At 44.1% G+C, this 20,019-nt stretch carries 20 protein-coding genes; 10 read left to right on the top strand and 10 right to left on the bottom strand.

Annotated features, from left to right (window positions below; translation table 11 throughout):
* Nucleotides 1-11: 11 nt before the first annotated feature.
* The 4 genes from DKT75_RS15015 (at nt 12) to DKT75_RS15000 (ending at nt 3,428) form a co-directional block, all read left to right on the top strand.
* The gene (locus tag DKT75_RS15015) at nt 12-545 is read left to right on the top strand and encodes a VOC family protein (protein ID WP_109824253.1); all 534 of its coding nucleotides are present in this window, start codon (nt 12-14) and stop codon (nt 543-545) included.
* 1 nt (nt 546) lies between these two features.
* Nucleotides 547-1,860 carry a fumarylacetoacetase gene (fahA, locus tag DKT75_RS15010; RefSeq protein ID WP_109824252.1) on the top strand — a complete coding sequence of 438 codons (1,314 nt, stop codon included), beginning with the start codon at nt 547-549 and terminating at the stop codon, nt 1,858-1,860.
* Nucleotides 1,861-1,893: 33 nt separating this feature from the next.
* Nucleotides 1,894-2,520, top strand: coding sequence for a maleylacetoacetate isomerase (gene maiA / locus DKT75_RS15005; RefSeq protein WP_109824251.1), 627 nt, complete (start codon nt 1,894-1,896; stop codon nt 2,518-2,520).
* 89 nt (nt 2,521-2,609) lie between these two features.
* Nucleotides 2,610-3,428 (top strand): endo alpha-1,4 polygalactosaminidase, encoded by an 819-nt coding sequence (locus DKT75_RS15000; RefSeq protein ID WP_109824250.1) that lies wholly within the window; start codon nt 2,610-2,612, stop codon nt 3,426-3,428.
* Here the strand turns inward: DKT75_RS15000 and DKT75_RS14995 are convergent.
* The 5 genes from DKT75_RS14995 to lptM form a co-directional block, all read right to left on the bottom strand.
* Nucleotides 3,425-3,742 carry a CcdB family protein gene (locus tag DKT75_RS14995; protein WP_109824249.1) on the bottom strand — a complete coding sequence of 106 codons (318 nt, stop codon included), beginning with the start codon at nt 3,740-3,742 and terminating at the stop codon, nt 3,425-3,427. The genes DKT75_RS15000 and DKT75_RS14995 overlap by 4 nt on opposite strands.
* On the bottom strand, nt 3,742-3,987 hold the full coding sequence (locus DKT75_RS14990; protein ID WP_109824248.1) for a type II toxin-antitoxin system CcdA family antitoxin: 246 nt from the start codon (nt 3,985-3,987) through the stop codon (nt 3,742-3,744). The genes DKT75_RS14995 and DKT75_RS14990 overlap by 1 nt, the downstream gene beginning before the upstream one ends.
* 103 nt (nt 3,988-4,090) lie before the next feature.
* Entirely contained in the window at nt 4,091-4,750 is a 660-nt protein-coding gene (locus DKT75_RS14985) for an alpha/beta hydrolase (RefSeq protein WP_109824247.1), read from the bottom strand.
* A gap of 49 nt (nt 4,751-4,799) precedes the next feature.
* A complete protein-coding gene (gene lysA, locus DKT75_RS14980; RefSeq protein WP_109824246.1) occupies nt 4,800-6,050 on the bottom strand; it encodes a diaminopimelate decarboxylase in 1,251 nt (416 codons plus the stop codon).
* On the bottom strand, nt 6,050-6,199 hold the full coding sequence (lptM, locus tag DKT75_RS14975; RefSeq protein WP_109824245.1) for an LPS translocon maturation chaperone LptM: 150 nt from the start codon (nt 6,197-6,199) through the stop codon (nt 6,050-6,052). The genes lysA and lptM overlap by 1 nt, the downstream gene beginning before the upstream one ends.
* 117 nt (nt 6,200-6,316) lie before the next feature.
* Here lptM and hslV point away from each other — a divergent pair, with 117 nt between their 5' ends.
* From hslV to yidD, 5 genes are read left to right on the top strand one after another with little or no spacing between them, the layout of a single operon-like run.
* Nucleotides 6,317-6,850, top strand: coding sequence for an ATP-dependent protease subunit HslV (gene hslV, locus DKT75_RS14970; RefSeq protein WP_109824244.1), 534 nt, complete (start codon nt 6,317-6,319; stop codon nt 6,848-6,850).
* 6 nt (nt 6,851-6,856) lie between these two features.
* Entirely contained in the window at nt 6,857-8,224 is a 1,368-nt protein-coding gene (hslU, locus tag DKT75_RS14965; protein ID WP_211665451.1) for an ATP-dependent protease ATPase subunit HslU, read from the top strand.
* A 31-nt stretch (nt 8,225-8,255) separates the two neighbouring features.
* A complete protein-coding gene (locus tag DKT75_RS14960; RefSeq protein WP_109824243.1) occupies nt 8,256-8,627 on the top strand; it encodes a gamma-butyrobetaine hydroxylase family protein in 372 nt (123 codons plus the stop codon).
* A complete protein-coding gene (hisI, locus tag DKT75_RS14955; RefSeq protein WP_109824242.1) occupies nt 8,624-9,049 on the top strand; it encodes a phosphoribosyl-AMP cyclohydrolase in 426 nt (141 codons plus the stop codon). Before DKT75_RS14960 ends, hisI begins: the two co-directional genes overlap by 4 nt.
* Nucleotides 9,046-9,279 (top strand): membrane protein insertion efficiency factor YidD, encoded by a 234-nt coding sequence (gene yidD / locus DKT75_RS14950; protein WP_109824241.1) that lies wholly within the window; start codon nt 9,046-9,048, stop codon nt 9,277-9,279. The genes hisI and yidD overlap by 4 nt, the downstream gene beginning before the upstream one ends.
* A 51-nt stretch (nt 9,280-9,330) precedes the next feature.
* Here the strand turns inward: yidD and DKT75_RS14945 are convergent, their stop codons facing one another.
* The 4 genes from DKT75_RS14945 to nadA form a co-directional block, all read right to left on the bottom strand.
* Entirely contained in the window at nt 9,331-11,193 is a 1,863-nt protein-coding gene (locus DKT75_RS14945; RefSeq protein WP_158278884.1) for a putative bifunctional diguanylate cyclase/phosphodiesterase, read from the bottom strand.
* A 261-nt stretch (nt 11,194-11,454) separates the two neighbouring features.
* Nucleotides 11,455-12,246: a hypothetical protein gene (locus DKT75_RS14940; protein ID WP_109824239.1), complete on the bottom strand. Its 792-nt coding sequence runs from the start codon at nt 12,244-12,246 to the stop codon at nt 11,455-11,457.
* Nucleotides 12,247-12,350: 104 nt separating this feature from the next.
* Nucleotides 12,351-14,861, bottom strand: coding sequence for a DOMON domain-containing protein (locus DKT75_RS14935; RefSeq protein WP_109824238.1), 2,511 nt, complete (start codon nt 14,859-14,861; stop codon nt 12,351-12,353).
* Nucleotides 14,862-14,921: 60 nt separating this feature from the next.
* Nucleotides 14,922-15,992 carry a quinolinate synthase NadA gene (gene nadA, locus DKT75_RS14930; protein ID WP_109824237.1) on the bottom strand — a complete coding sequence of 357 codons (1,071 nt, stop codon included), beginning with the start codon at nt 15,990-15,992 and terminating at the stop codon, nt 14,922-14,924.
* Nucleotides 15,993-16,038: 46 nt separating this feature from the next.
* Between nadA and polA the strand changes: the two genes are divergently transcribed.
* Complete coding sequence (polA, locus tag DKT75_RS14925) at nt 16,039-18,798, top strand: DNA polymerase I (RefSeq protein ID WP_109824236.1); 2,760 nt, start codon at nt 16,039-16,041, stop codon at nt 18,796-18,798.
* A gap of 99 nt (nt 18,799-18,897) precedes the next feature.
* On the opposite strand, the gene DKT75_RS14920 is transcribed toward polA, so the two are convergent.
* Nucleotides 18,898-20,016 (bottom strand): helix-turn-helix domain-containing protein, encoded by a 1,119-nt coding sequence (locus DKT75_RS14920; RefSeq protein ID WP_109824235.1) that lies wholly within the window; start codon nt 20,014-20,016, stop codon nt 18,898-18,900.
* Between the last annotated feature and the right edge of the window lie 3 nt (nt 20,017-20,019).

Here is a 20,019-nt window from a genome sequence, read left to right as displayed (position 1 = left end):
AGAACAACCCAATGAAACTTTCGGGAGTGCATCATGTAGCGTATCGCTGCAAGGATGCCAAAGAGACCGTAGTTTGGTACGAAAAGTATCTAAACATGGACTATCAACTGGCTTTTGCAGAAGACCACGTCCCTTCAACAGGTGCTTATGACCCTTACATGCACGTGTTTTTAGATGCGGGTAATGGCAATGTCTTGGCATTCTTTGAGCTGCCAGAGCAGCCAGAGATGGGGCGCGATGAAAACACACCTGCGTGGGTACAGCACCTAGCGCTTAAAGCAGATAGCTTGGACGATTTAATTAACACCAAAGCACTACTCGAAGCAGACGGCATCGAAGTCATTGGGCCAACAAATCACGTACTGTTTAAATCCATCTACTTTTTTGACCCAAATGGTCACCGTCTAGAGCTTGCAGTTGATACTAGTACCGCTGAAATGAATGCCAAATTGGATGTGGTTAAGTGGAATATGTTAAACGAATGGGCAGAAACCAAACGCGCCCCAAAACATGCGTCATGGTTACATGATGGGAGTCACGACTAAAATGATAATGCTTAATGAAACACATGACCCTAGCCTACAAAGCTGGGTTGCCTCTGCTAACGAATCAGGCACTGACTTTTCGATTCAAAACCTGCCGTTTGCAGCGTTTCGTCGCCAAGGCACTGACGAAGCTTTTCGTGGTGGTGTTGCCATTGGCGATCAAATCGTTGATTTAGCTGCGCTTCAGACTACAGGCCTGTACGACGGACTCGCAGGCAAAGCACTGGACGCTGCTGCCGAAAGTCGCTTAAACCGTTTCATGGATATGGGTAAAGAGACGTGGTCAGCATTACGTTTAGCACTTTCACGCTCCCTACGAGAAGGCGCTAGCGAACAGTCACAACTTGAAACATGTTTAGTTGCACAAGCTGACGCTGAGTACGCACTACCTGCTCAAATCGGCGATTACACAGACTTTTACGCATCGATTCATCATGCCAGAAACATTGGCTCCCTGTTCCGCCCAGACAACCCACTGCTTCCAAACTACCAATGGGTACCTATTGGTTATCATGGTCGTAGCTCATCATTAGATGTTTCAGGCGCTGATTTCCCTCGACCTTGTGGTCAGATCAAAGCACCAGATGCTGATATACCCGTTTACGCTGCCTCTAAACGTCTGGATTATGAGTTAGAAGTCGGTATTTACATTGGTAAGGGTAATAAGCAAGGCCAAGCAATTACCATCGATAAAGCAGAAGACCATGTATTTGGTTTATGTGTTTTAAATGACTGGTCAGCACGCGATATGCAAGCATGGGAATACCAGCCACTAGGGCCATTTTTAGCCAAAAACTTTGCGTCGACACTGTCACCGTGGATTATCACCACGGAAGCGCTCGCGCCATTCAGAACCAATTGGACACGCCCTGAGGAAGACCCACAACCATTAGATTACCTTGATTCGGACCAAAACCGACAACAGGGTGGTTTTGACTTGAAACTAGAAGTGCTTATTGAAACTAAAAAAATGCGCAATGAAGGCACAGCACCAATCAGCATAGGACTGACTAACTTTGACTACTCCTATTGGACAGTGGCTCAGATGGTCGCACATCACACCGTCAACGGTTGTAATCTGCGAGCAGGTGATCTCCTTGGTAGTGGGACTATGTCTGGTCCAGATACTGGTCAGGAAGGTGCTTTAATTGAGCGAACTAGGGGCGGTAAAGAGCCTGTTGATCTAGGCAATGGAGAAATGCGTACCTTCCTAGAAGATGGAGACAAAGTCATTATGCGTGCTTGGTGTGAGCAAGATGGCAAGCGTCGAATTGGCTTGGGAAGTGTCGAAAGTACAGTACTACCAAAGTTATGACACTTTTAAGTAGCTCTCAGTAAGGACTAGCAGATGCTTTTATATGACTACTTTCGCTCTACTGCTGCCTACCGCGTTCGTATAGTTTTGAACCTCAAAGGTATTGACTACCAAACTCAGGTAATTAACTTATTGCAAGGCGAGGAAGGCAGTAGTGATTACTTACGGTTCAACCCTCAAGGCTTAGTGCCTGCGCTACGGTTGGATAATGGTCAGGTACTGACTCAGTCACTGGCAATTTGTGAATATTTGGAAGAGGTATATCCAGAAAACGCCTTATTACCTGCCGACCCGATACAAAGAGCAGAGGTACGCGCCTTTGCTCAAGTCATTGCCTGCGATATTCATCCGTTGAATAACCTGCGGGTATTGAAGTATCTGGTGAATGAAATGGGAGCAGAGGAAAGTACCAAGCTCACATTTTATCGACACTGGGTTGCCGAAGGCTTTACTGCTTTGGAAGCATTACTACAGCAACGTCTTCAAAGCACCTACTGCTTTGGGGATAGTCCCACCTTGGCGGATGTCTGTTTAGTCGGGCAGATGTTCAATGCTCGACGTTTTGAATGCAACCTTTCACCTTATCCTAGATTAGTCGCTATAACCGAGCAATGTGAACAGCTTGATGCATTTCAGAAAGCAGCACCTGTAAGTGAGTAACTATATAAGCCTACCGTCCGTTGTAGGCTTATTACTTAAGGTGAAAACAGATAGAATCATTGGCCTCTACAAATCAGTGGCCAATCTATATGAGACTAAAAAAGATACTCGTGTGTTTATTCACATTAATGATTGGTGCCTGCAACGCGCAAGAAAACTCAAATAATCTCGATGCTAGAACCTCATGGTATCAACCTACTACATCAAGTACTTGGCACTGGCAGTTACAGGGAGAGATCAATCCAAACTTGCCCGTCGATATTTATGATATAGACCTCTTCGACTCTCCAAAGTCTTTAATCAACACCCTTCACGGCAACGGCAAAAAAGTCATTTGCTACTTCTCTGCTGGCTCTTATGAAAACTGGCGAGATGATGCACAGCAATTTGATAAAGCCGCGCTCGGTTCTATCTTAGATGGTTGGGAGGATGAGCAGTGGCTAGACGTTCGCTCGGATAGCTTAAAACCAATCATGACTGCAAGGCTAGACCTTGCTAAGCAGAAAGACTGTGATGGGGTTGAGCCTGATAATGTCGATGGCTATGCAAATGAATCTGGCTTCAAGCTCACCGCAAATGACCAACTCAACTACAACAAATGGCTAGCTGAACAAGCCCATGAAAGAGGCTTGGCTATTGGCTTGAAAAACAATTTAGATCAAATCGAGCAGCTGGTGGGTCATTTTGACTTTGCGGTCAACGAGCAGTGCTTTGAATATGAGGAATGCGAACGCTTAGCGTCGTTTACTCAAGCAGATAAAGCGGTTTTTAATGCCGAATATCATAGTAAGTACTTTATTACCGAAAAAGCGAAAAACACGATTTGTGAAAGATCCAGACGTTTAAAATTTAGTACATTGATTTTAAACGAAGAACTAGATAGTAATTTACAACTTAGTTGTTCTTAAATTCCAGTAATAGCGAAATCAATCGCAGAAACAATTTCTGACCTCATAACACTTAATGAGCCAACTGGCTTTTTAAGCAGCCGCAAAGGAATAGAAGTGATTTGACTAGTCAGCAGCACAAACTTCTCTCCGTCATGCTCAACAACTGGCGATAGCGTTTTCATTTGCTGACTCCCGAAATCATTTAACCTTCCTAACGGAATCACAATTCTAGTTGAAAGCTCATCAATCACACTATTTTGTACGTCTAAAATATACGGATACGCTTTGCGAGATGCAGCATTCGGGTTTTGGTAAACAGTAAATTGAGACATTAAAAAGTACGGTACTCATCACTAAAACAACCATTTTCTTCTAAAAAATGATTGTAGGCTTGAACGGCTTTACGGTTTTCAACTTTCCATTGCTTAGCTTGTTCCTCAGCCAATAACTGCTTAAGTACCGATTCAAGTGTGGAAGATAGATTGATATTAAGCGAACGCGCTCGGCTCAAAAGGTCGCTGTTGATACTTAAGTTAGTCGCCTTTTTTGGAGCCTGCATATCATATAGAAAGTCCATTACTTTTCTCCTACTTCATATTCATGCGCACCATTATGCGCATAAGTATGAAAACTTGCAATCTCTCGAAAGATAGACAGACCAACTTGTACAATTAACGAGCTTACAATTGGTCTTTAAACCAAGCACCCAAATCCACAATCTCCTGCGGATGCACTGAGTGCTCCATAGGATAACTCTTTGCAACAACAGAAAAACCCTGTTCTTCCAACTTAGGCGCATAATCATGCCACCATGTCACAGGAATAACAGGGTCATGCGTACCATGTGCAGTAAACACAGGGATCTGCTCATATCCCTTAGGCATTTCTGCAATTGTCTCGTCTGCAAACGGGAAGTATGTAGACAGCGCCACAATACCGCCCAAACGTTTTGAATAACGCAGCGCAGTATGCAGTGCAAGCACTCCACCCTGAGAGAAGCCCGCCAAAATAATATTCTCAGGATCAATACCTAACGCAACCTGCTCATCGATCAAAACACTGATCCAATCAACAGTCGCCAAAAGGTCATCCATCTCAACATTTTTGGTTCGGTCTAGCGAAATAATGTCATACCAAGCTGGCATAGACATGCCGTTGTTTAAGGTCACTGGACGTGATGGCGCGTGTGGAAATATAAACCGCACACCTGCATCTTTTGGCAAACCCAACTCAGGCACGATAGGCACAAAATCATTCCCATCCGCACCTAAGCCATGCAACCAAATCACGGCATGTTGAATATTACTTCCAAGTTCTAACGTTTCTCGTTTTAGCTTCATGACTTGATCTTCTTGTTAAACAGGTTTGTACCAATAAAAGGCAACTAAATTAAGGTAGTAATGTTTCGCCAGCAAATAACTCTTCTATCGTCTCGCGACGACGAATCTGGTGCACCTGATCGCCATCAACCAACACTTCACAGGCACGTGGACGAGTGTTGTAGTTTGAAGCCATAGTGAAACCATAAGCACCTGATGAGCGAATTGCTACCAAGTCACCTTGCTTCAGACTCAAGTCACGATCTTTACCCAAGAAGTCACCTGTCTCACAGATTGGGCCAACCACGTCGTAGCAAGACGTTGCTGCATCTTCCGCGACTTCAACTACTGGAATAATATTCTGCCAAGCTTGGTAAAGTGATGGACGAATCAAGTCATTCATCGCTGCATCAATAATCGCGAAGCTCTTCTCTTCACCCGGCTTCAAGTACTCAACACGAGACACCAAAATCGCAGAGTTAGCCGCAATCGCACGACCTGGCTCAATCAATACTTGGTAGTCTTTTAGACGTGTGTTTTCCATCATCTTCTGCATGTATTCAGCAGGCAGTGGTGGCGTTTCATCTTTATAACGCACACCTAATCCGCCACCTAGATCAAGATGATGTATCTCAACACCCTTCTCTTTCAAGCGATCAGCAAGATCAAGTACACGATCTAACGCGTCTAAAAATGGCGCAACTTCTGTCAACTGAGAACCAATGTGGCAATCAATACCGTCAACTTTGATATTAGGCATCCCTTCAGCGCGAAGATAAACGTCTTCAACCACATCAATATCGATACCAAACTTGTTCTCTTTTAAGCCTGTAGAGATGTATGGGTGAGTCTGCGCATCAACGTCAGGATTTACACGAATAGAGATCGCAGCAGCTTTACCCATTTCGCGAGCCACATTATTCAAGCGATCTAATTCGCCTTCTGACTCTATGTTGAAACAGCGAATGCCGACTTCAAGCGCACGGCGCATTTCATCTTCACGCTTACCAACACCAGAGAAAACGACCTTACTTGGGTCCCCACCGGCAGCAAGGACACGCTCCAACTCACCCACTGACACAATGTCAAAGCCTGAGCCTAAACGTGCAAACAAGTTAAGGATCGCAATGTTTGAACACGCTTTCACTGAATAACAAATCAGGTGATCTTGATCACCAAATGCATCATTAAATGCATGCCAATGACGCTCTAACGTGGCACGAGAGTAGATATAACAAGGTGTACCGTAAGTATTTGCAATCGCCTTTACCGATACATCTTCAGCATAAAGCTGGCCTTGCTTATAGTTAAAATAATCCATTAATTTACTTTCTTCTTGTCTTTGGTCGTCTCTGTTGTATCAGGTAAATACAAATCACCCTTGTTGCCACAACCACTAAGTGTGACAGTTAACAGGCCAACCGAAATGAATAAAAAAACCCAGTTTCCGAAGCAAATATTCTTAACCATGGAAATCTCCCTGCGCTTTATAAAGGAGGCAGTATACCCAATTTTGCAACATGCTTGAAATACGTTCTTTCAACCCCAACATAAAACCCTTAAACCAAATAAAAACGGAGTTTGATCGTGGAGCAATATCGAGGTACAACCATTCTGTCGGTTCGCCGTAACGGCAAAGTAGTAATCGGTGGTGATGGACAGGTGTCATTAGGCAATACCGTCATGAAAGGCAACGCAAAAAAAGTAAGACGTTTGCACAATGGAACAGTCATTGCGGGGTTTGCTGGTGGTACTGCGGATGCCTTTACTCTATTTGAACGCTTTGAAGCAAAACTCGGCGAACATAATGGTAACCTAACCCGTGCAGCCATTGAGCTTGCAAAAGATTGGCGAAGTGACCGCGCTATGCGGAAGCTAGAAGCATTACTAGCGGTTGCTGACAGTGAGACGTCATTAATCATTACGGGTAATGGGGATGTTATCGAACCAGAAGATAACTTGATTGCGATAGGTTCAGGTGGTCCATTTGCTCAGTCTGCAGCACGTGCGCTAATGGACAATACAGATATGGAAGCGCGTGACATCGTCGAGAAAGGTCTCGGCATTGCGGCTGACATCTGTATCTATACCAATCACAACCGAACTATTGAAGAACTTTAAGGAAACATGATCATGTCAATGACTCCTAGAGAAATCGTACAGGAACTCGACAACCACGTTGTAGGTCAAGCAAATGCTAAACGTGCTGTTGCTATTGCGTTACGTAACCGCTGGCGTCGTCAGCAGTTGGGCAAAGAGCTACGTCACGAAGTAACACCAAAAAATATTTTGATGATTGGGCCAACCGGTGTTGGTAAAACAGAAATTGCTCGTCGTCTAGCTAAGCTAGCAAACGCGCCATTCATTAAAGTTGAAGCCACTAAGTTCACAGAAGTGGGTTATGTCGGTAAAGAAGTCGATACCATTATTCGTGACTTAGCAGAGATTGCGATCAAACTGACTCGCGAACAAGAAGTAAAGAAGCACAAATACCGTGCTGAAGATGCTGCTGAAGAGCGCGTATTAGACATTTTATTGCCATCACCAAAGTCGACTGCTCCTGATAATGGTGACAGCTGGTTTGATAATGACGATGGTGAAGCAAAAGTTCCTGAAAATAATGCTACGCGCCAAAAATTCCGTAAGAAATTACGTGAAGGCACGCTAGACGACAAAGAGATTGAAATCGATGTCGCCCAAGCTGCAGGCAACGTAGACATTATGGCGCCTCCAGGCATGGAAGACATGGCTGACCAGCTTCAGGGCATGTTTGCCAATATGGGCAAAGGCAAAACACAAAAGCGTAAAGTTAAAATCAAAGAAGCGTTGAAACTGCTTGCTGATGACGAAGCGCTGAAGATGCTTAACGAAGAAGAGATTAAGCAAAAAGCCGTTCATAACGTTGAGCAAAACGGTATTGTATTCCTTGATGAGATCGACAAAGTCGTTCGTAAAGGAAGCAATAGCGGCGGCGCAGATGTTTCTCGTGAAGGTGTTCAGCGTGACTTGCTACCACTGATTGAAGGTTGTTCTGTAACGACTAAATACGGCGTTATCAAAACGGATCACATTTTGTTTATTGCATCGGGTGCATTCCACCTTGCGAAACCGTCTGACTTGATTCCTGAGTTACAGGGTCGTCTACCGATTCGTGTTGAGTTAGAAGCATTAACGGCTAAAGACTTTGAGCGTATTTTGGTTGAGCCTAACGCGTCATTGACTGAGCAGTACATTGGTCTACTAAAGACTGAAGGTGTTGATTTGACTTTCACGGCTGACGGTATTGAGCGTCTTGCACAACATGCGTTTGATGTGAATGAGTCTACTGAGAACATTGGTGCACGTCGTCTACACACTATTGTTGAGCGTTTGCTGGAAGATGAATTATTCCGCGCGCCAGACTGTGAAGCAACGGTACTTGTTGATGCTAAGAAAGTTGACGATACTTTAGGCGAATTGGTGAAAGACGAAGACCTATCTCGCTACATCTTGTAAAGTTAGCGGATTAATTACACGGAAGCTTGTTATGACACCCTCTGAAATAGCCCTACACCAAAAGTCACGCCTACTCGAACTGACTTGGCCTGACGATGTGGTGCATCAACTTCCGTGCGAACTGCTCCGTGTCTACTCACCTTCTGCGGAAGTGCGTGGACACGGCGTTGGTCAGGCAACACTACAAATAGGTAAAGAACAGGTGAACATCACTGCGATTGATCCTGTTGGTCATTACGCTATTAAAATCACCTTTGACGATGGCCATGACAGTGGCTTATTTGACTGGAACTACCTTCGCGACCTTGGTGATAAGCAAGCCGAACATTGGGCTGACTACCTAAGCCGTTGCGATAAAGCAAACTATGTCCGTAACACTACCGAACAGAGCGACCCATCATGAGTACAGAGACACAACCGATCATTCCTAGTCCTGAGTTTGTTGAGGACTTCATCAAGCAGCTGACATTTAATGACGATGGTTTGATACCAGCGATTGCTCAGCAGCATGACACGGGTGAAGTGTTAATGATGGCATGGATGAATGAAACATCGATTCGTGAAACGCTCAGTAATTATCGTGTCTGTTACTGGTCACGCTCTCGTCAGTCACTGTGGCGTAAAGGCGAAAGCTCTGGACAGGTACAAATGTTAAAAGCCTTCCGCGTTGATTGTGATGCCGATACATTGCTACTAGAAGTGGATCAGACTGGCCCAGCGTGCCACACAGGTCGCCGAACGTGTTTCTACCGTGTCGTTGAAGGCAGTACGCTTAAAACGGACTCTGAGCCGCTTATCGACCCTTCTACACTTTACGGTAAATGAAACGAGTTTTACTCTGGATGATTCGGGGTTATCAGCTAGTGCTGAGCCCTGTTATCGGCGCAAACTGCCGACATGAACCAACGTGTTCACGGTATTCCTTTGAAGCGATTGAACGATTTGGTGCACTGAAAGGTTTATGGCTGACTTTGAAACGAGTAGTAAAGTGCCAGCCTTGGGGTACTTGGGGCTACGATCCTGTACCGCCATTAGAAAAGAAAAAACCAGACTAGCTAACATCAACTAACCCACTCATTACATTTAAGGTAGTTTAACGATATCCTTTAGTTTAGTACGGAGTTACTCTGTTCATAATCATCAAGAACCTTCAAATAGCCACTCTTTAGAGAACTATCTAAAAACGCCAGTAAGGCCAGGTTAGGCAATGCTTTGGACCATAAAAAACCTTGCCCTAAACCACAACCAAGCTCTCTTAATGTATTTCGCTGAATGATTGATTCAACACCTTCCGCAATTACCTGCATACCTAAAACATTCGCCATTTCAATAATCGCTGTAACGATGACACGTGAGTCTTTGGATACATTGATCTCGGATATAAAACTCTTATCAAGCTTAAGCACGTCAACCCTCAGGCGAGTCAGGTAATTCATATTTGAGTAACCAGTGCCAAAATCATCAATGGCTAATTTGATACCCAAATCTTTCAACGCTTTCAGTCGTGATCGCACTTCCATGTTTTCAGTTAACAGAACATGCTCTGTGAGTTCTATTTCTAAAAAATTAGCGTCTAAACCACTCTCTTTTAAAGCATCCTCTACGATAGAGTAAAAGTTAAAACGGGTAATTTGTAGTGCTGAAACATTGACTGCGATACTAATATGATGACCTTGTTCGTGCCATTTTTTACAGGCCCGGCATGCTTCTTGTATCACCCACGCGCCAATATCATGAATCAACTCAGTCGACTCAATAACAGGTATAAAATCATCGGGATTAAAGCCGTAAGGGTTACCTCTGTTCCAACGTAACAAGGCTTCAGCGCTGTCTATTTTGTTTGTTTCTAAATTAATCTGAGGCTGAAAGTATAAGTCGAGGAAACCTTCTGATAACGCGTCTTTTAAACCATTCAATACATTAAGACTTTTCATATATTCGGTATGAAGTGACTCGCTGTAATAGTGGTATTTATTTTTTCCTGACTGCTTGGCCTTGTACATTGCCATGTCAGACTTTTTTCGCACCTCATCAAAGCTTAGGCCTTTTTCAGAAACAAGGGCTATACCTATGGAGGCTGTCACCTCTGCCTCAGCCCCCAAAATATAATGCGGTTGTGCAACGGCACTCATCGCTCTTTGCGCTAAACCGTCAAAATCAAAACTCGCTTTAGCTCTGACAAACACAACAAACTCATCACCACCCAAGCGACAAGCAATGTCCTCTTGACGTGTTAGCCGTTGAAGCCGATTGGCAATCGTAATCAACAACTGATCACCTGCTTCGTGATCAAATAGATCATTGATTACTTTAAAATTATCAAGATCAATAAAGTAGAACGCGATACGTTCCTCATTGAAATTTATGTTTGTCAGCATTATTTCGTAAGCTTCTTTTGCCGCGGCTCTATTTAAAAGTCCCGTCAATGCATCCTTGTAAGCTAGTTCTTGAATCACAGCCTGAGACTCAACAACAAGTTGGTGTTCGCTATTAAGCGCTTTAAACGCGCCACGCATGTCACGACCAAAAGTCCAGCCACAAAAGCCGGACGTTAACAGGATAGATACAAAACCACCCAGACGCGCTTCAGCAGGAACAAGTGCTTCAATGGGATTAAAGGAGGTATCTAAAACATCCATCATTCCCAAGTAAACAACCACGCCAACAAGGAAAGAACCGACGGAGAAGAAAACAAATGCTTCGGCAAATAAACCGGCGAATAGGAGCAACACAGGAAAACACACTATAGAGATACTTAGTAGCCCACCACCCACCCAAGCCGCATAGCTAATAACAAACGTTGTCACCCAAAGAAATACGGCACCCGCTTGCACCTGCTTGCCATCTCTCAGTAACTTGAAGCAATAGAGCAACAATAAAGCCCCCGTCGATAGCGCAATAGTCATGTAGCGAACGCCAAGTACACTATTGCCTTCAACAGCGGCCACGCCTAAAAATAAAGAAATCAAAGCCCCTGATATCATTGCAACCTGGCAAAAAATCAGAATCCTTTGAAACATTTTCATTAAAAAAGGTGAGCCCTTCTCTGTGGATTGCCAACGTATCATTTATATACCTATACAGATTCTCTCTAACTATTTCACTTGTTAGGGCACAAACGGTCTACAACCTTAAAAGCACTATTTATGCTTATATACCAAAACTCACCAGCACCATCTAAATTAAGTCTTTCAAGATTAACTGTGAGCCTGACGTTAGAGGAAACTCGTTTATCTAAAAACTTCGAGCTTCTTCAGGCTGGACATCGAAATCGGTACTTGGGCAATACCCTCTTCACGACGTAAGCTGACAATGAGATCACCACCCTCTACCGCTTCAAGCTTACCTACTGAAACTTTCCCGTCTCTCCATGAGGCACGGACACGCTTGCCAATCACTCGGCGAGCGTTCAATACATTGATATCTCGATAATGCGGTTGGGTATAAATCTTTTGCTCTTTAACTTCTAGCGCCTTTTGTGCGCTTGGTGGTAAGAAATCCTTCGTTGTATAGACTGGCTCTAATTCGATCTCTTCTTCTACTTCAACGGGACTTAGTTTCGCCAATGCTTCTTGGTTAACTGGCTTTCCAGTAATCATCGAAACGACATTTGCTTTAGCCGTTTGTAGCACGATATTTCCAGTGTTGACGGTGCTTTCAATCGAGTGACCTAAACTGACGATAGCCACTACCGCTAATATTAAACCGATGAATAAACCGGCTGCATTAACGGTAAACGCACTCATGAAGTCCAGACGGACTAGCACCATTAATACGATAGTAGAGACTAAGAACGGAAGTGCATATTTCAGAACTAAAATAATCGTTGGATCAAGCTCTGCAACCGGCAACACGTCAATTGAAACTAACGCTAGGAAAGCAAGCAGACCACCCACAACCCATGACATAAAGACCACTGGCATCTTCCAATACTTACCGTGTACTTGCTTGGCAATGTGACTAGTAAGAAATAGCGTGACTAAAAAAACCGCTATAATTACTGGAAATGTAAGCATCTCCATCGTGGGGCACCTTATTTTTATAATTATCGATACCTAGATTTAAACAGGCTACGCACTCACTTGGCAATGTTTACCCGATAAGTGCGCAGCTCGTTAGAGAACCATTAATCTACAAGTATGACCTGCTTTAAGTGGTTCTCGATTTCTTGCTCTTTGTGACCTAGTTTTTTTGCGCTACTCACAACAGACGTTATCAACTTTCTATCGCCTGCTTTAGAGTCCACTCGGTCAGCAAAGTAGAGCGGCTTTTTCTCACGTTCCTTGTCTACATCAAATATCTTAATATCGAAGTAGATGCTACTACCAGACTCTGGAACAACCTTTTCAGGAACCACTTCTTCCTCAGTTTTAGATGTCGTCTTTGCCGCAGGCTTTTCCGCTGTCTCAACGTTGTCTACTTCCGGAGGCTTACCCTTCACGTCTTTCCACGGAATAACGGATGTGATGTGATAACCGCTATCAATTTCAGTAAACAAGGTATTGGTTGTTACGTCTTCAGTGAACATCATACTTAATTCGTTTCGCTGCCCCTCTGCTTCAATAACTACCTCGACACCGTCACCTGTTTCCACATGACCGTCATTCACAGAGATACTGAGATAAAGGTTTCGCTCATCCCAATGTGCCTGCCATTTAGCGGCAACGGATGTTGGTTTTGACGAATCTTTTGTTGCCGCATAAATCGGCCAGTAATCATCCAAGGACCAAATTTCATCGGGTGATGTCACCTTAGCAATTGATACGCCATTTCGTGCTGTTGACGTATTCATTTTTGAAACATTGAAGTCAGGAGACTCAATACCCGCCTTCTCTTCCATATAACTCAAGATTGCATCGTACTTTGGTGCTTCTGAGCGTGACTGAGAAATATACTCTTTAATACCCCAGCTTCCATACCAACTAAAGATACGTGGTGCACTGAACTGAACGAACATCTTACCGCCCGCTTTTTCCCATGCTGCAAGGTACTTCTTATACAGCTCACCCATGCGATGATCACGATTAGCCTTGTACAATAACTCGTTGTTACCATCACTCGCCTTACGTGTGTTCCAATCTACCAAGTGTTGACCACCTTCATAAGCGATCAAATCGACGTTAAACACTTCAGCGACTTTCGCCTGCTGCTGCATTTGACGAACACTTGCGGCGAAACCCTTCTTAGAGTTTTTGTCGTTAATTGCTTTAAATATGTCATCAACATTTTTAGCGCGTTGAATTTCTTTAATCGTAGCGCCAAAGTAAGGAGCAACTGCTAACGCATCGGTCTTTTTAAAGGCGTCACGGTAACTCAAAATAGCGTTCGACATACGTGGGTTACTTGTCCAAGCACCCATCACGCGAACTAAGCGGTCAGTACCACCAAACTCCTCTTCCCATATATCAAACACTTCCACACTACGATAAGAATGGTACTTCTCACGCGCACGGTTTTTGTCTTTAGAAAGACCCAGTTTTAAACCCTGATTAATCGCATAATCATGGTGTGAGAAGATTGGGTTCCAGATTTCATTACTGTACTCAATATACGCTTTCAAACCCGGTTTGAGTTCCTTGCTAACGAGTCGTGCAAAGTTACGCACGTAGTCATCATTGGCCTTAAAAGGCATAGAGAACCACGCATCTGAGTTCACACGGTTAGCAATATCAATCATGATCTCAGCAGGCGCGCCACGTGAATAAGTACCCTCACGGCCACCCCACGTTGACTCCTGCATGTTATGACGATCTTCCCACTTTTCAATAGGGTTACGAGTCATACCACTCATATTCATGAAGCGGATAACTTGAAAATCTTTGACGAAGTTCAGGTACTCAGGGTTGTAACGAATCTCTTCGTGGTGCATAGCAAACGACATGTATTGACCCGGGTTACACTCCGTTTCATCGTCCACTCGAATATAAGGGTTACCGTTACAAATACCACCAGGAAGTAGCACACGAATATTTCGAATATAGTCTGTGGCATCGGTTTCTCTAATAACCAATGACGCATTCAATATTTCGTCTTTACCCGCTTTGATCTCGATAATATCCATACCATTTCGGTGAGCGACCAACGAGGCATCGTTACCGTAATGAATCGTACCTTTACCATCGAAAAGTACGGTATAGAAACCGTCGGGCACTGTCTTTGCAGGCAAACGGTTTAAGAATTTAGTCAATGCCTGGCCACCCTTTAAGTCTGTTGGCCAACCATGTTTATCGTAAACAACCTGCTTTCCACTACCCCACGGTGAGGTCTCCGAAAACGGGATTGATGATCTAAAGAGATCTACAAACTGAATAGCAGAGGTATCTTCTTTGATGTCAGCCGTATTGATTCCCATAATATTGCTGGCACGTCTAAAGCCTGTGGTGTCACCACGGACTTCAGTCTCCTGAACAACAGGTGGCATACGAATAGCAACATCACTAGTCCGTGACAAAGGGATAGTTGGCTCAGCAAAAGGGTCGCCAATACCTGCTTTTTGTGTGTTCAACTGAGCGTTATTAGCAGTACTCACAAGCATGGGAGCTTGGTTTGACTTTGAAAACAAATAATAGGACAGCCCTGCAAAGCAGAGCATCCCAAAAAACGAGACATATAAAACTACATCTTTTAACAAGCGCATTTATTATTCCATAATTAATTTACCGGCCCGTATCCTTCAGGCCGGTAACGCTAAAAAACCTTAGCTATGCTTTCCAGCATCACGATCTTCAGCAAAATCTAACATTCGCTGTGTCGAGCGCAACGCTTTAACACGTACGTCCTCGTCCACAAATACCTCATTACCACCATTTTCTAGCACAGACAGTAAGTTATCCAGCCCGTTCATCGCCATCCAAGGACAGTGCGCACAACTTTTACAGGTTGCACCCGCACCATTAGTTGGCGCTTCAATGAACTCTTTATCGGGAGCCGCTTTCTTCATTTTATAGAAGATGCCTTTATCTGTTGCCACAATAAACTTTTTATTTGGTAACGTTTGAGCAGCCTTAATAATCTGAGAGGTTGAACCCACATAATCTGCTAAAGCAATAATATCTGTTGGTGACTCTGGATGTACTAGTACACCTGCATCCGGATTTTGTTCAATTAATTCAGCTAAAGCTTTTGATTTAAACTCATCATGAACGATACAAGCACCCTGCCAGCGAACCATTTCAACTTGAGTAGCACGTTGAATGTAAGTCCCTAAGTGACGATCTGGCGCCCACAAAATTTTCTTACCTTGATCAGCTAACCAAGACACGAGATCCAATGCGATGCCTGATGTCACCACGTAGTCAGCACGGGCTTTAACTTCTGCACTGGTGTTGGCATAAACCACCACAGTGTGATCAGGGTGTTTATCACAAAACTCATTGAACTCATCAATTGGGCAACCAAGGTCTAATGAACACTCAGCTTCTAGCGTTGGCATCAGTACACGCTTGTCAGGGGTTAGAATTTTTGCAGTCTCTCCCATGAAGCGCACACCAGCAACAATCAATGTCTTTGCAGGATGCTCATTACCAAAGCGTGCCATATCCAACGAGTCAGACACATAACCGCCCGTCTCTTCCGCTAACTCTTGTAACTCTTGACTCACATAATAATGAGCAACCAAGACAGCGTCTTGCTCTTTAAGCAGTTTTTTGATCTTTGCCTTAACTTCAACTTTTTGCTCTGGCGAGTACACAGGACGCAAAGACTCAATCTTTGCAGTCGCAGGATAAATAATCTCAGGTAGAACAGGGGCTGTTACTTGGGTGGACATCGCTTATACTCGGTCTATTATTTCCGAACATCATACCAAATAAACCATGACAGATAAAAATACTCGAAAGCCGCTTGTACTCGTTGATGGTTCCTCCTATCTATTCCGTGCCTTTTTCGGCATGCCGAACACCTTAACAGGGCCAGATGGTAGACAAACCAACGCGATACACGGCGTGCTCAACATGCTCGACAGCTTGCGTAAAAAGTATGACCCTGAGCACATGGTGGTGGTATTTGATGCCAAAGGAAAAACGTTCCGTAACGACTTATACCCTGAATACAAGGCAACGCGCCCGCCAATGCCTGAGGAGCTTCGCTACCAAATCGAGCCGCTGCACGAGATTGTTTTAGCGCAAGGTTACCCAATGTTGGTCGTCCCTGACGTGGAAGCGGATGATGTTATCGGAACATTAGCAACGGGCTATGACGGCGACGTCATCATCTCCACTGGTGATAAAGACATGGCGCAGTTGGTTAACGAACGCGTTAGCTTGATCAACACCATGAATGATGCTTTCCATGATATTCAAGGGGTTATTGATAAGTACGGCGTGCGTCCTGACCAAATAAAAGACTATCTAACGCTGATGGGCGATAAGGTCGATAACATTCCCGGTGTTGACAAAGTTGGCCCTAAAACAGCCGTAAAATGGCTCGCCGAATACGAAACACTAGACAACATCATTGCCAACGCTGACAAGTTTAAAGGCAAAGTCGGTGAATACCTTCGTGAAGCGATTCCACGTTTACCGCTGTCTTATGAGCTAGTGACAATCAAATGTGACCTTGACCTTAGCTGCACGGGTGAATCACTTAGTTTTACTAAGGAAAATACCGCTCGCTTGGTTGAGTTATATGAAGAGTTCGGCTTCCGTACTCGTTTGTCAAAGCTAAAAGAAAGCAATCCTGAAGTGATGGCTGAGTTAGGCGAATTAGCGCCTACAGAAGGCGGCATGCCGATAGTTGAGGAGATCACTGACGTTGATTACCAATGCATCCTCACAGAAGAACAGTTAGACGAGTGGATGGACAAGCTAAGCACTACAAAGCTGGTTTCATTTGATACTGAAACGACAAGCCTGAACTACATGGATGCGCGTGTTGTTGGACTTTGTTTCTCTATCGAACCTGGCAAAGCTGCTTACCTGCCGATTGGTCACGACTACATAGACGTGCCACAGCAGTTGGATTACGACATGGTATTGGCACGTTTCAAACCATTACTTGAAGACCCTACTGTGCTCAAAGTCGGTCAAAATCTAAAATATGACCGCTCTGTGTTGCTAAACCACGGCATTGAGTTAAAAGGTATCGTGCACGACACGATGCTGGAGTCTTATGTATTGGACTCGGTTTCAAACCGTCACGACATGGATACACTGTGTTCAAAGCATCTCAATCATCAAACCATTAAGTTTGAAGACATCGCGGGTAAAGGTAAAAAGCAGCTGACGTTTAACCAAGTCACACTTGAAGAAGCCACGCCTTACGCGGCGGAAGATGCGGATGTAACTTTACGTTTACACCGTTTCTTTGCACCACAAATTAGAGCACTAAAGAGCGACGTACCTAACCAAGAAAAGCTATATCGCGAAATCGAAATCCCATTATTAAAAGTATTATCGGATATCGAGCGTAACGGTGTATTAGTTAACAAAGAAATGCTGGCTGTTCAAAGTGTCGAGCTAACGACTCGCATGGCTGAGCTGGAAAAAGAAATCTTCGAGCAAGCCGGTGAAGAATTTAACCTTGGCTCGCCTAAGCAGATTCAGGCGATTTTCTTTGATGAGGAAAAGCTCAACCTTCCTATTATCAAGAAGACGCCAAAAGGCCAACCGTCAACTGCGGAAGATGTGCTGCAAGAACTGGCGCTAGAGCATGAAGTGCCGCGTTTATTGCTAGAACACCGTAGTTTGAGCAAGTTGAAATCGACTTATACAGACAAGCTACCACTACAGATTAATGACACGACTGGCCGTATTCATACCTCGTATCACCAAGCGGTTGCGGCAACGGGTCGTTTGTCATCATCCGAGCCTAACCTACAAAATATCCCGGTGCGAAATACTGAAGGTCGTCGTATTCGTCAGGCATTTGTTGCACCTGAAGGTCGCTGCATATTGGCGGCCGATTACTCTCAAGTTGAGCTGCGTATTATGGCGCACTTGTCAGGTGATGAAGGCTTATTGAGCGCATTCTCTTCTGGTACAGACATCCATAAAGCGACGGCTGCTGAGATATTTGGTGTGCCACTTGAAGAGGTCGTTGTTGATCAACGTCGTGCGGCAAAAGCAGTTAACTTCGGTTTGATTTACGGCATGTCAGCGTTTGGTTTAGCCAAGCAGTTGAATGTATCACGTGGTGAAGCTAAGAAATATGTAGACCTTTACTTTGCGCGCTACCCTGGCGTGAAAGCGTATATGGAAGATACTCGCGAACAGGCTAAAGAAGCTGACTATGTTGAGACCTTGTTTGGACGTCGTTTGTACTTGCCGAACATCAATGCGAACAATGCCATGTTGCGTAACCATGCTGAGCGTACTGCGATCAACGCGCCAATGCAGGGAACAGCTGCGGATATTATTAAGCTGGCGATGTTAGCGGTTGCTGACTGGTTGCGTGAAGGGACGACGAATACTAAGATGATTATGCAGGTGCATGATGAATTGGTGTTTGAGGTTGATAATGATGAGTTGGATTTGGTGCGCAATAAGGTGGTTGAACTGATGACTAATGCGGCTGATTTGGCTGTGCCGTTGGTGGTTGATACTGGCGTTGGTATTAATTGGGATGAGGCGCATTAAGCTTCGAACCTAGTCGTATCAGGTATTCACTTCGCTTCGCCCCTCGCTCTGCTCGGAAGGTCTACGCGAAGTAAACACCTGATACTTTTCAGAAGCGGCCTACTTATCCACTACTTTTAAAAAAGAAGGGATTGGCTGGCTTCTTTTTGGACTATTCTTATTACTAGAAACTAGTTCCATATCAAACAATATATTGTTAAATGTAAGTGCACTTACTTCATCACTAGGAAGATTTAGCTCTTTTAATAAACTAGACCTAGAGAGACTTTTTGATTTAATCTTTTCGAGCACTTTTTTGATGACTAAAGATGTTTCTCGATCTCTAAGTCCATTTGGTTCACTCTTTCGATAACCTTTTCCAGATAGCTCAATGCTAAGCTGTCTATAGTGCCACTCCGAAGCCAAACCTAAATCAAAACAACGCCTCACCAATGCTGAGAGTGATACTTTCCAACGCTTTTTCAATTCAATCAATTCACTTAACGTGGGACTATTAGGAACAGCTGCAATCACAGCACTCCTCGGCATCAAAAAAGCCGATGCAAACTTATCTGCCTGCTCCTCAGCTTGCCGGCCATGGTTTGAAGAATGCTTATGCAAAACTAAGTGCCCTAACTCATGTGCTGCATCAAACCTGCTACGCTCGGGAGTCTTCATAGTATTCAAAAAGACAAAAGGTACCTCATCTCTCCAAAAGGAGTAAGCATCAACTTCAAGGCAATTTTCAGCCAGAGAAAACACTCTAATTCCATGTAGCTCTAATAAGTGCACCATATTCGATATAGATAGCTCTCCCAGCCCCCAACGCTCACGTAAATCTCGTGCCGAGCTCTCAGGGTCTGCGTAGGAATCCGCGCTGTAGTCTTCTAAGTTTGGCTCAGGGAGATTGAATCGGTTTTCTATCCATTTATTGATTTCTAGAGCTATAGGAATGGCACTAACAGCCGCATTTTTTTTGGCTGCACTCAACTTGCTCATAGCTCTAAAACTAATCCCTGTCTGGTCAATTTCATAAACTGAATCAGAAAAAAAGAAATTTACTGGATAAGATAAAGCCTGACTGATCTTTGACAGTGTTTCACTTTCTGGAGGCGTACCATAACCAGCATTCTCAAAAGTCGACAATGTTCTAGAACTAATACCTGCTGCGTCTGCCAAAGCCTTTTTAGTCATACCACGTCGCTCACGAGCAATTTTCAATCTTTCACTGTTAAACATTTT

It is taken from the genome of Leucothrix arctica (assembly GCF_003172895.1).
GTDB lineage: Bacteria > Pseudomonadota > Gammaproteobacteria > Thiotrichales > Thiotrichaceae > Leucothrix > Leucothrix arctica.
Note: the sequence above shows the minus strand (reverse complement) of the source record. Positions and strands in the feature narration are given on the sequence as shown.